This window comes from Hymenobacter setariae, from assembly GCF_007713685.1.
GTDB classification, from domain to species: Bacteria; Bacteroidota; Bacteroidia; order Cytophagales; family Hymenobacteraceae; genus Hymenobacter; species Hymenobacter setariae.
On record NZ_VMRJ01000004.1, the window covers coordinates 12189 to 23306 of the forward strand.

The 11118-nt window shown below is 52.8% G+C and carries 14 protein-coding genes; 11 read left to right on the forward strand and 3 right to left on the reverse strand.

All coding sequences use genetic code 11. The features are described from left to right. Positions 1-53 precede the first annotated feature (53 nt). From FNT36_RS14940 to FNT36_RS14980, 9 genes are all read left to right on the forward strand, one after another. Positions 54-362 (forward strand): hypothetical protein, encoded by a 309-nt coding sequence (locus FNT36_RS14940; RefSeq protein ID WP_144849352.1) that lies wholly within the window; start codon positions 54-56, stop codon positions 360-362. Between the two features lie 630 nt (positions 363-992). Beyond that, on the forward strand, positions 993-1652 hold the full coding sequence (locus tag FNT36_RS14945; protein WP_144849356.1) for a hypothetical protein: 660 nt from the start codon (positions 993-995) through the stop codon (positions 1650-1652). A gap of 226 nt (positions 1653-1878) precedes the next feature. Further along, complete coding sequence (locus FNT36_RS14950; RefSeq protein ID WP_233635945.1) at positions 1879-2439, forward strand: pentapeptide repeat-containing protein; 561 nt, start codon at positions 1879-1881, stop codon at positions 2437-2439. A gap of 1 nt (position 2440) precedes the next feature. Continuing rightward, complete coding sequence (locus FNT36_RS14955) at positions 2441-2872, forward strand: toxin-antitoxin system YwqK family antitoxin (protein WP_144849362.1); 432 nt, start codon at positions 2441-2443, stop codon at positions 2870-2872. Between the two features lie 108 nt (positions 2873-2980). Next, positions 2981-3406, forward strand: coding sequence for a toxin-antitoxin system YwqK family antitoxin (locus FNT36_RS14960; protein WP_144849364.1), 426 nt, complete (start codon positions 2981-2983; stop codon positions 3404-3406). A 10-nt stretch (positions 3407-3416) separates the two neighbouring features. Further along, a complete protein-coding gene (nfi, locus tag FNT36_RS14965; protein ID WP_233635946.1) occupies positions 3417-4097 on the forward strand; it encodes a deoxyribonuclease V in 681 nt (226 codons plus the stop codon). A 129-nt stretch (positions 4098-4226) separates the two neighbouring features. Next, positions 4227-4511 carry a hypothetical protein gene (locus FNT36_RS14970; protein WP_144849366.1) on the forward strand — a complete coding sequence of 95 codons (285 nt, stop codon included), beginning with the start codon at positions 4227-4229 and terminating at the stop codon, positions 4509-4511. A gap of 391 nt (positions 4512-4902) precedes the next feature. Beyond that, complete coding sequence (locus FNT36_RS14975) at positions 4903-5481, forward strand: hypothetical protein (RefSeq protein WP_144849368.1); 579 nt, start codon at positions 4903-4905, stop codon at positions 5479-5481. A 277-nt stretch (positions 5482-5758) separates the two neighbouring features. Then, positions 5759-6283 carry a hypothetical protein gene (locus tag FNT36_RS14980; protein ID WP_144849370.1) on the forward strand — a complete coding sequence of 175 codons (525 nt, stop codon included), beginning with the start codon at positions 5759-5761 and terminating at the stop codon, positions 6281-6283. Here the strand turns inward: FNT36_RS14980 and FNT36_RS14985 are convergent. Genes FNT36_RS14985 through tssD form a run of 3 tightly spaced genes read right to left on the reverse strand, consistent with a single transcriptional unit; the run spans position 6261 to position 8243 of the window. Further along, positions 6261-6485 (reverse strand): hypothetical protein, encoded by a 225-nt coding sequence (locus FNT36_RS14985; RefSeq protein WP_144849371.1) that lies wholly within the window; start codon positions 6483-6485, stop codon positions 6261-6263. The genes FNT36_RS14980 and FNT36_RS14985 overlap by 23 nt on opposite strands. Positions 6486-6533: 48 nt before the next feature. After that, complete coding sequence (locus FNT36_RS14990; RefSeq protein WP_144849373.1) at positions 6534-7178, reverse strand: hypothetical protein; 645 nt, start codon at positions 7176-7178, stop codon at positions 6534-6536. A gap of 6 nt (positions 7179-7184) precedes the next feature. Further along, positions 7185-8243 carry a type VI secretion system tube protein TssD gene (gene tssD / locus FNT36_RS14995; RefSeq protein WP_144849375.1) on the reverse strand — a complete coding sequence of 353 codons (1059 nt, stop codon included), beginning with the start codon at positions 8241-8243 and terminating at the stop codon, positions 7185-7187. A 223-nt stretch (positions 8244-8466) separates the two neighbouring features. On the opposite strand from tssD, the gene FNT36_RS15000 reads away from it, so the two are divergent. Both FNT36_RS15000 and FNT36_RS15005 read left to right on the forward strand, forming a co-directional pair. After that, on the forward strand, positions 8467-8892 hold the full coding sequence (locus FNT36_RS15000; protein WP_144849376.1) for a GPW/gp25 family protein: 426 nt from the start codon (positions 8467-8469) through the stop codon (positions 8890-8892). Between the two features lie 34 nt (positions 8893-8926). Beyond that, positions 8927-10807, forward strand: coding sequence for a type VI secretion system baseplate subunit TssF (locus FNT36_RS15005; RefSeq protein WP_144849378.1), 1881 nt, complete (start codon positions 8927-8929; stop codon positions 10805-10807). Positions 10808-11118: the final 311 nt, after the last annotated feature.

The window sequence follows — 11118 nt, forward strand, 5'->3', positions numbered from 1 at the left end:
CCTGCTATATTACCCCGGCCACATACCCACGCTATCTAGTAGACGTTTTACATTTGGAAAATAAATTAATTAATTACTGCTTGCAAAATAGTTATACTATTTATGATTTCACTAAAGAATACACCATAAAAGGGTGGCACGTTACGACCAAAGACAACTATTTAGAATTAGCAATTGCTAGTGATGCAGCTAGTATAGAACTCAATAGCCCTTCAAGTTCATTATTAGCTCAGTTTAGCTTATTTATTTGGACAAAATATCCAACTGCTGTTGGTATCCATTTAGTACTCGGAGATTTAAGCAAAAGCTACTTGCTTCAACGGAATAGCTCATATGAGCAAATAAAAGCATTTTTAGCTTGATTAACACCTAGTAGTTAGTCGATACAGTGCAAGCCCCCCCCGAACACCCCTTTTGGGCCAAGCGTAGACGTCGCCGACTGGCACACCTATCTCGTCAGTCAGTTGGTGGATGTTTGTCGTTCATAATGCTACGATCTGCTTAACATAACTTGCTAAAGAAGCGAAGGCTTAATTGATTTAATGGCTTAGTAGCTTAGAAAAGAGCGTAGTAAATGATACAATTGTTTTTGAATTTTCAACTATCGAATTTGGTGCTGAATTTGCTATTTGGGTATATAAGGCTTTGACTAACAAAGACAAAGTTATTTTATATGATGATAATTATTCCAGTATACTAGATATGAAGCTAATGGTCACTAGCTTAGATATTGTTCAAGAGTTTACCTAGAGATTAATAGCTTAAGTTTAGTGCGCCATCCAGAAGGGCGACCTGGCCCTCAAGCCCGCACTGCAAATCATGCAGCGCGAGGCCGATGCATTAGTCGAGCTACAGGTAGGCGCCGACACGGTACAAGCCTGCACGACTCAATGGTGTCGCTGCTTGACTTGAAAGAGTATGAGCTTAGGGACTATAAAGTTGTGTAGGATAAAGGTCTAGCTTGGTGCGCTGTGCCGCTGCTGTAGAGCAGCGTGTGCCAGTGCGCACTGGGCGGGCGCATCAGCATCACGGTGCTACCCGTGCCCGGGGTGCCGAATATGGGCACGGGTGGGGCGGGCCTAGAAGCCGAAGGCGCGGCCCTAGGGCGGCGGCAAACCGCGCGTCAGCAGGCGGAGGACGACGAGGCCCACGCCCTGAGCGGAAAGCTGAAAGAGGCATCCGGGGGCTTGGCTATATTCGGGCTGGTGTGCCTGGCCGCGGGTTTGGTCTTCTCGCCCGCCGCCCTGGTGGCGGGCGTGGCCATCGACCACCCCACCCAGGACAACTGGGTCACGGTAGGCGGCGACGCGCTGGCCATTGCCACGGGCTACGTGGTGGGCAAGGTTATTATCGGGCCCGCCCTCGGCGCTCTGGCGCGCAAGCTCGCCCAGCGCGAAGCCCTAGCGGCCGAAGCTGCCGCGGCCAAAGCAGCAGAGCAACAAGCCAAGCAAGAAAGACTATCACGTGACTCTCAAAACGGAAAGATTAATCCTAAGTCAATAAGCGAAGCAGCTATTATTACGCAGGCTGAAGAGGCCGGCTTAGTCAATAATCCGATGCGACCAGATGTATCTAGAGGAGAGCCCAATCTGGATTTTGCGGTTGATGGGCCCGAGCCATACAAATATTGCGACGTCAAAACACCAGTCTAGCCTGGTAAATTTCGAGGTACGTCGGCAGAAACGCAAGCGGAACGAATTGCTGAAAATATTAAAGTAAAAAAGGTAGGCCCTAAACATGTACTGCACATAGTCGATTTGAAGAATGTGCCTGTATAGGCTAAAGCAGATTTTAAAACGAAAGTTCTTGATAAACTTGGCTCTAGCCAGGGAGTTGAATTCCTTAACGACTAATCTATCCTTTATGCCTAGCCCCCGAATGCTTATTTCCCGCGCTGGCTTAACCACACAAGAGGTACTTGCCGATGAGTTCTCGGTTGAAAACCAAATTATTTTTAATGAATCACTAAATGACCTAAATCTAACTGGTATTAATTTCAATGAAGTCAAGATTAATAATTGCTTATTTATTAGAAGTGATTTTAGTGGCGACAAATTTTATTCCACTGAGATTAACAAAACCGAATTCAGTAATTGCGATTTTACCAATTGCGAATTGCATGATATTTTGTTCGCTGATTGCATTTTTATTGATTGCATTTTTGAAAAAAGCGAGTTTTACGATTACCTGTTTAACGTGTGTAATTTCCTCAATGCGAACATGAACTGGGCTTACCACGCATCTTCACGTTTTAATAAGAGTGAAATACGACATTCATCTTTCAATAATACCATAATTTCAGGTTGCCATTTTTCAGATACCCTGTTTGATAAAAATAAATCTTCAAATATAAAAGTATTAGAACCCCAAATTAATAATCAAAATAACGTTATAAATGAAGCACAAACTATCGAATTATTATTATCTGGAAACAAATAATATGAACAGTCTAGCCACAGAGAAAAAAAATATTTTCGACCTGACTTACGTTGTAGATGCCAATGGAAATGACCTAGTGTGTTACCCAGATGGCTCACCGTACACCGGCATTGTCTTTGAGGCGTTACCTAGCGGGGCAATTACAACAGAGTACGAAGTGAAAGACGGCCTCAAGGATGGAGTAGAAAAAGAATATTACTCTGAAGGACACCCAGAATCCATAACTCATTATCGCAAAGGCTATCTGCACGGAGATGTCATTTACTACTATCCAGAAGGAAATCAAAAAGAAAAGTCCGTCTTTGAATACGGTTTACGCCGAGAGGTATCCGAATGGGATGAAGCTGGAACCTTAACCCGTCATAGTGCCATCAGCGAAGCCGATGAAAATTATAAATTGCTCGAAAAATTGCGTGCAAAATGTAGGTGGTAGCTACGCACGATTAGGTTGATATTAATTTATCGTGCATAGCTACCTGTTGCTTTAAGCTGTTTCAGCAAGTAAATTATATCACTGAGAGAATACAAATTATTTGCAACGATGACACGCATAAGTGTAAACGAGCTAGATGAGGAGTATAATCATGCAGGTTCGCTTGTGATGATGTGGCAAGGCCAGCCTTTTACTGGTATAGCTTTTCAAATGAGTCCGCAAGGCACCTTGTGGTGTGAGCAAGCCTATGTCGAAGGAACGCTAACCGGTATATCTAAGGAGTGGTACTTAAACGGCCAGCTCAAGTCTCAGACGGAGTATAAATGGAACCGTATCCACGGACGTGACCAAGAGTGGTATGCAGGTGGACAAGCTAAATCCAACAGTTCTTATGAGCTAGGCATTGTACTTAGCGAGCAACAGTGGGACAAGCAAAGCAATTTGGTAAAAGACTACCAGCTGGAGCAAGGGTCTGCGCCTTACACAGAGTTAGTAAGAGAGCGGGCAATTTTTCAGAAGTATGGGCTAGCCTAGCGTGCGTGTCATGATGAACGAATTGCTTAATAAACAGCTACAAACCGCCGAATTGCAGCAGCAACACCTACGGCAACTTGTGCGAGCGCAAGACGAGTTGCCTGACAATGTCAAAACAGTGGCAGGCGTGGATGTTGCCTACGAAAAAGATAGCAACCGCCTAGTAGCGGCAGTAGTTGTGCTTGACGCGACAAGTCTGGCAGTTGAGCAAGTTGTCTCGCATTACGGCGAAGCCACCTTTCCCTATGTGCCCGGCTTGTTCTCTTTCCGGGAGTTGCCAGCTATTTTGTTAGCGCTAGAAAAGCTGCCTCTGCAGCCCGACTTAATTATCTGCGATGGGCAGGGCTTAGCTCACCCCCGCCGGTTCGGGCTGGCGTGCCATCTGGGCGTAGTCACGGGTATTCCTACCATCGGCTGCGCAAAAACTCGCTTACTTGGCGAGTACGGACCACTAGCTGCCAGCCGGGGAAGCTACGAAAGCCTAGTAGACAACGGAGAAGTAATTGGGCGCGCCATCAGAACGCAGACAGGCAAAAACCCAGTTTTCGTTTCGATTGGGCACAAAGTTTCTTTAGACACTGCGGCGGATTGGGTATTGCGTCTGGCACCAACCTATCGGCTGCCTGAAACCACGCGTGCGGCTGACCACGCCGTAAAAACCCTACTTAAGCTGCACAGCTTAAAGATTTAATACTCATTAGGCACAGGCGACAATGCCCACGCGCTGAGCAGACAATTGAAAGAGATATCCGCATGAGGGTTTAGAATAAATTAGTACTATTAAAAATGGTGAGATTGTTCATTTGTTCCCTTAGTAATCATGGCTATTGAATACGGAGTTATTTTTCCTAGTGCCGCACCTATTCTAGTTGAGGTATTGAAAAAGACCGCCAGTCAAAACGAATTTGAGCTTACTGAGGATAAAGACGGGGTTGGGTATTGGTTGGCTAGTGGCGAGGAAACGTTCTTTTACATAAAACCTGGGCCAACACTTCCGCATTCAAAACTGATAGCTTTGAGTTTAGCTTTGGATTTTATTTCTACCATGCTAATTGGCATATCCGCTGTGGAGCTGATTCATATGGTGCAATGCTTCTCTTATTAGCATTAATCAAGGACTTAGTCTTAACCTATAATTACGATTTCTTGTGTTTAGTAAACGGTGAGCGTATTGTCATGAAAAGAGAGCATAATAAAGTATTTCTAAATCAGCAGTTCGGTGCTTAGAACAGAGAAGAAGTACAAGATATACTTTCATCTTTATCTTATGAGTTGGCTGATTATCCAGTAGTCTGAAAGGCAAGGAAGGGCATGGTTTGAGGGCAACAGAAAGTAGGCCCACGCCTTGAGCGGCAAGCTGAAAGAAGCATCCGGGGGCCTGGCCATATTCGGGCTAGTGTGCTTGGCCGCAGGTCTGGTCTTCCCGCCCGCCGCCGTGGTGGGGGCCGTGGCCCTGGAGCTCTCCGAAGCTGCCCTGGTGGCGGGCGTGGCCGTCGATGTGGCCGTGGCCATCGACCGCCCAGGACAACTGGGTCACGGTGGGCGGCGACGCGCTGGCCATCGCCACGGGCTATGTGGTGGGCAAGGTCATCATCGGCCCTGCCCTCGGCGCTGTAGCGCGCAAGCTCGCCCAACGAGAAGCGCGACTAGCCGCTGCCGAGGCCGAAGCTGCGCTTGCCGCCGAGGCTAAACAGGCGACAGAGGCCGCCCAGAAAGCTGAGGCTGACAAGATTGCTGCCCACAAAGCGTATCAGACTTCGCCGGAAGGACAAGCTGAGGCGGCGGCCCGAGCAGCAAAAAAGCAACGCGGTGCTGAAAAAGCGCAGCGCCACAAGGAGGAGAAAGCGCAAGCCGACGCGGCTAAGCGCCAAGTGCCCGTCGAGCCCAGCCGCACCCAGCCCAGCCGCGCCCCCAACCCTGATGCTCAACCCCGCGGCCGGCGAGCCAAAGTGGAGGGAGAGGCCAAAAAACAGCAGTCAATACGCCGGGAAAACGAAGCTGCCGACCACGCAGCTGGGGCCGACTACGACGTGGAGCACAACCCATCAGTACCGGGTACTAAGAAACCAGACTAGCGCATTGAAGGCAAGGTCTTCGATGGCTATGCACACCAAGGCAGCGATTTAAAAACCATCTGAGATACTATGGATGGAAAAGTAGCTGATAGCCAGACGCGCCGGCTACTACTTAATTTGGATGATGCCCCTGCTGTCAACGTAGAAGATATTTCAGCCCTGTCGCAGCAGGTCAAAGCCTCTGCCCCAGAATTAGAAGAGGTACTAGTCTGGAAGAATGGACAGTTGCACCACGTCTATCCTTGATTTTTTGCTTTAATGCTTTTTCTATAATCCTATGTCTCTAACTTATAATTGCCTGTTTGCTGGTCCATCTCCTGGCCTGCATCAGATACTAGACCAATTAGTTGATGAGCATCTAGACGAAATTCTCGACCCGCTTACAGATGATAGTTATTTCTACTTCTACGAGAGTAATGGAAACTTTTACCTCTGCTATAACGACGAGAGCGAGCCTGACAAACCGGAAGAAAGTAAGCCAATATTACTTATCTATCCGCACTCTAAAACAGAGATGTATGAGCTAGCCTTGGGCGAGTTTAAAGCAGAGAGCAGCTGGTATATTGACACTAACAATAGTAGGGGTATGGCTATAGCGGACCAAGCCTTAGCACGGCTGCTGCATAGCGTATTAAAGCAGTACGTAGGCGATTTAGTAAGCTTGTTCAACGGCGCGCAAATTATTCTCTACCGAACGGGCGAGCGTGTCTACCTAGATAAGTACAGCGATATCGCGCAGGAACCGATGATATCGCTGCTTGGCTTGAAAGAGCATGAGCTTAGGGACTATAAAGTTGTGTAGGATAAAGGTCTAGCTTGATGCGCCGCCGCTGCTGGAGAGCAGCGTGTGCCAGTGCGCGCTGGGCGGGCGCATCAGCATCGCGGTGCTGCCCGTGCCCGGGGTGCCGAATATGGGCACGGGCGGAGCGGGCCTGGAAGCCGAAGACGCGGCCCTGGGGCGGTAGGAAGCGGCGCGCCAGCAGGCGCAGGACGACGAGGCCCACGCCTTGAGCGGAAAGTTGAAAGAGGCGTCCGGAGACTTGTCGCTACAGCTAAGCGTGCTCGCGCATCTCGGCTAGGTTGTAAGCAATGCGGGCATCTTGGGCAGTCAAATCTTCAAATAAGCCAGCCTGGCTGAGCGCGTAAGGACGGTCGTACATAGCCAGCACGGGTAGCAATTGGCTTGCCTGGTAGTAGCGTCCGTGTTCCAATGCTAACTTAACTGCCTGCTTAACAGCGGGCAGCAAGCCAGGTAGATTTAGTTGCAGCAGCATGCTTTTCAGCTTGCCCTCAAAAAAGCATTCGCCATACAAGCCCAGTACACTCGTCAAACTGCTGGTAATCTCGTCCTCGTCGTAGCCGGAGAGCACGGCTAGCCCGAGGGCCTCGCCGATTATGTCGTACACATTGTCTTCGCCCGTGAGGCGACTAGGGGCTAGCTCAGCCGTTTTGTCGATGCGGATAGCCACTAGGTGGCGCAGGTAAGCCACGCCCGGCTCGATGCCCCAGGCAGCCAGTACTAGGCCCGCTTGGTAAGCCAGGTACAAGTCGTCGGCGGCCAGCAGGGGTAGCAAGTCGGGAATGCGGCCGCTGGGCACAGGGTCGAGCAGCTGAACTTCGTCTAACCCAATCAACTGGCCTTCTTCGTCGGTGTAGAGGGCCTGGTAGATGGGCGCAGGATACGTATTCGGGCTCATGGTGGGTTAGCTACTTTTTTTTATTACTTCCACGTATTTGGCAGGTACTACGCCTTTTACAAGCACTTCTTGGTCACGCCGGCTGTTTTCAATATCGCTCTGGGCACGCGCTAGGCGCACTTTGTTTTTGGTGCTTGGGGCAAGGTCGTAGCGGGCCTGGGCTTCCGTGCGCTTGGCTTCGAGGTGCTGCAACACTTGGTCATTGCTAATAATCTCGACCCCTGCTACTTCGCCATGGGCGATGCCCTGCGCCAATCCAGCGTGGTCGATGCGGATTTCGTGGTCGCCGTAGGACTTGCCCACGTTTAGGGCCGCCGAGGTCGATGTGTAGGGGCTATCGCTCTTGCGCGGTTCGGAGCCCCGCACATGGTCCTGGATGGTGGCTTTACCAGCCGGGTTGGCCGGGCTTAGGTTGCCGGCCGCGTCGATAAACGACTTGAGGCGGCCCGGCTCCTTGCCCACGCTGGCATACGGAAAGTTGTCTTCGCGGTACAGATATTGGCTTGCTGGCGGTACCGCCGCCAGCACTGACGCAGCCACTGCACTGGTGGCCACGGCGGCTCCTGGGTCGGCTACCAGTGCTGTAGCCTGCCCTACCAAGCGCTGGGCTTGCTGCGCGGCGGCAATCGTAGCGCCTGCCGCGGCAGCCAAACCCGCAGCCCCTGATGCAGGCGTACTACCACTCAACGGCCCCCCCGCCGCTAGCTCCAGCTGGGCAGCGGCAATGGTGAGCGAGCAGCGGTAGGAGCCTACTAGGTCGGCGCCGGCCTCAAATACCTCTTGGTAGCCAATGCATTGGCCAGACTTGAACATTATCGTTTCGCTGGCCATCAGGCCATTTACTTGGTGGAACGAAACGTGCCCATCGAGGGGGTAGTGCGGCGTGGCGGCCCACACCAGTAGTTGGTCGCCCGCGGGCACATCGAGTACCAGCTCGAGCAGACCGTGCCGCATTCGCTCACTAATACGGCCCCGGGCGTCAATAGCCTGCTCAAAGTTGTACGAGCAGAGCACCACGGGGTAGACCTGGCCGTTAACCTCCAGCCTAGCAGAGTAAGAAGCCATATAGAATAACGCTACTAGTAGAAAATGGCCCTAGGTGCCTGTTGTTGCCCAGAGCGCGCCCGACTGGTTACTTTTATGGATATTAAATGCTCAAGTTACGTTTTTTTGAGTAGGTGGGCGCCCGGTGCCTCACCTAGGGGGAGTACTTAGCTAGCGGCAACGCCTTTTCGGCGCCGGGCGTAGGCTAGCTCTAGGGCCTCCTTCTTAGCTATTCGCCTGCCTCATGAGTGATACGTATTACCAACTGCCGCTTGACCTGGAAGGCATTTTGGAGCGTCGGCAGCTGCCGCGCATCTCGGTGCAAGAATCTATCGCACAGCACGTATATCTGCTGCTAACAACGCATTTTGGCGAGGCACGCTACGAGCCCGATTTTGGCTGCCAAGTGTGGGAGCAGGATTTTGAGGCCATGGCTACTATGCGCTGGAAAGACCGGGTGCAGCAGTCAGTGGAGCAGGCTATTCGGGAGTTTGAGCCGAGGCTAATGCAGGCCCGGGTGCAGGTAGCGGTGCTCGATTTTGAATTGAAGGGTGTGAGCCAGCGTATTCGGCGGCGGCTCGAAGTAACCGTGACGGCCTCCCTTTACCGCACCCGCGAGCCATTTACGTTTCAGGCAAGCCTATTTGTGGCTCCTCTTTCGGTCGATTGAGTAATTTGCCGCATCCTCGCTTTCTCCATCTGCCGTGCTGCCTCCTTTGCCGTATTCGCCACCACCTAGTACCGATTTTACTAAAGCTAGCATCAAGAGCCGCCTAACCCGCCAAGCCGCCGAGCTATGGGGCTACGGTGAAACCGACCTCGATGCCTTCGACCCCCTGGTGAACTTGCTGCTCGAAGCTTGCGCCGTAGAGTTTGAGAAAATTGGCCAGGAGCTGCACGCCACCCAAGGCCGCCTCATTGAGCGCTTAGCGGCCCTGCTCAACCCCGATGTGGTAGATGCGCCCTACCCCGCGCATGCCGTGGTGCAGGCGCGCGCCCGCGAGCCGCAGGTGATGCTACCCTCCGATGCCCAGTTTGTGTTCGAGTTTCCAGCTGTGGGGCGGCAGGCGGCAAGTCGGCCGCTGCACTTCTCGCCGCTACAAACCACCCACCTAATAGCGGGCACGGTGCAGTGCTTAGCTACCGACGATACCGTGTGGCAAGTCGGCCCGCAAGGGCAAAAGCGCCTAGTAGCCCGCGCCCTAGCCCCCCCGCCGACCGAACACCGGCGGTTGTGGCTGGGCCTGCGCCTGCCTTCTGGCGAGCAAGCACCTAAGGCATTAACCTTCTATATCGACTGGCTGAACGAGCCGCACCGGGCTGAGTACCTGGCCTTTTTACCGGGTGAGGAGTGGCGCCTAGGCGACGTGCCGCTACTTACTACCTCCGGCTTGGCAGCAGCGACAGAGGAGGATATGCCGAGCGGAGCGCTGGATACAGAATACGACTTTCTACGGCGTATTGAGCAGCAAATCCAGGCCTTGTACGCGCCGCTATTCATGCGCGTGGTCTTGCCGCCCGGCGCGCTGGCGGCCTACGTGCCCCAGCCCTACCCTACCGAATTGGCGACTTCCTTTGGTAGCACCGCTGCGGCTGACCTAGCTGCACTCACGCAGCCCCTCACCTGGCTAGAGGTACGCTTTGCCCAGGCCTTGCCGCCCGAAGCATTTGCCCAGCTAACCTGCGCCCTCAACTGCTTTCCGGTGCTAAACCGGCAGTTGCACCGCGTGCTTTACCGCCTGCAACCCGCGCTAAATCTATTTCCGCTGGTGAGCGAAGAGCCCTTTTTGGCTGTGCGCAGCGTGTATAGCCTTAGCAATGTAAGCTTTCGGGCCACTACCCTGCGCGACCTCACGGAGGGCGCCACCGACACGTATACGCTGCGTACCCACGGCGTAGGCCGCTTCGACGCCCGCACCAGTCGCGAAAGCCTGCGCGAGCTACTAGAACTATTGCGCGATGAAAGTCAAGCCTTTACTGCCGCTGGCACCGATTTTATCGGAGGTATCCTGCGCGAGCTTGACCAGAATATGGCGCGCCTGGAAGAGCGCCTCAACCGCCAGCGGGCTATCGAGCAGCCCGTGCCTTACTTGCTGCTACGCCCCCGCGACGTGCGCGACAGCGTGTACCTAGAGTACTGGTCGAGTAGCGGAGCTGCCGCCAACCGCCTGCCCGCCGGCAGCTCTTTACGCGTGCAAGATGGCCACTACGTGGAGGAGGTGCGCCTGCTTACTACAACCAGCGGCGGCCGCGAGCGCCCGCGGCCCGAGGAGCGCACCTATGCTCTGCGCCGCAATCTACTAGCTCGCAACCGCCTAGTAACTTTAGCCGACATCAAGGCTGCCTGCTGGGCCGAGCTCGGATTACAGCTGCGTGCGGTGCATGTGGAGAAAGCCTTTCAAATGAGTTCTACCCCGACTGCGGGCTTCGTGCGCTGCATCCGGGTGCGCCTTACACCGGCCACCACCAGCCACCTGAATGCCACCGAGTGGCAGCACGCCGCCGAGGCCCTACAAGTGCACCTAGGGGGGCAATCGGCCATAAACCTGCCATATGAAGTGCTCGTGGAGCCAGCAGGTGGATAGGATGCCAAGATTACGCTCCTTTTTCACTCCGCGATAGCGTCGCGAAGAAGTTGGAAATACCGGATAATATTCTCGTTTGAGGTTCTGAGATTTTTTAACACTGACTTGAAATCGTAGTCAGTATGTACGCATGCTCATTCTAAGGCAACCTAGGTAGCCCGTTTTCGAACTTTGCGGTCTTCCTTCTAAAGGCTTTTCTCGCGAGAGAAACGCATCAAGTCAATGGCTTCTTGCGAGAATTTAAGTGTGGCTTCTCCGAGCAAAGACTGAGTAGTTTCAGCAGCAGCTCTCACTGGGACTGTGCAATCTCG

Bases quoted from the DNA above. Each gene is read 5' to 3' on its own strand.
- FNT36_RS14970 (WP_144849366.1), top strand. From the start codon at position 4,227: ATGGCTATTGAATACGGAGTTATTTTTCCTAGTGCCGCACCTATTCTA.
- FNT36_RS14990 (WP_144849373.1), bottom strand. From the start codon at position 7,178: ATGAGCCCGAATACGTATCCTGCGCCCATCTACCAGGCCCTCTACACC.
- nfi (WP_233635946.1), top strand. From the start codon at position 3,417: ATGATGAACGAATTGCTTAATAAACAGCTACAAACCGCCGAATTGCAG.
- FNT36_RS14960 (WP_144849364.1), top strand. From the start codon at position 2,981: ATGACACGCATAAGTGTAAACGAGCTAGATGAGGAGTATAATCATGCA.
- FNT36_RS14980 (WP_144849370.1), top strand. From the start codon at position 5,759: ATGTCTCTAACTTATAATTGCCTGTTTGCTGGTCCATCTCCTGGCCTG.
- FNT36_RS14955 (WP_144849362.1), top strand. From the start codon at position 2,441: ATGAACAGTCTAGCCACAGAGAAAAAAAATATTTTCGACCTGACTTAC.
- tssD (WP_144849375.1), bottom strand. From the start codon at position 8,243: ATGGCTTCTTACTCTGCTAGGCTGGAGGTTAACGGCCAGGTCTACCCC.
- FNT36_RS14975 (WP_144849368.1), top strand. From the start codon at position 4,903: ATGTGGCCGTGGCCATCGACCGCCCAGGACAACTGGGTCACGGTGGGC.
- FNT36_RS15000 (WP_144849376.1), top strand. From the start codon at position 8,467: ATGAGTGATACGTATTACCAACTGCCGCTTGACCTGGAAGGCATTTTG.
- FNT36_RS14950 (WP_233635945.1), top strand. From the start codon at position 1,879: ATGCTTATTTCCCGCGCTGGCTTAACCACACAAGAGGTACTTGCCGAT.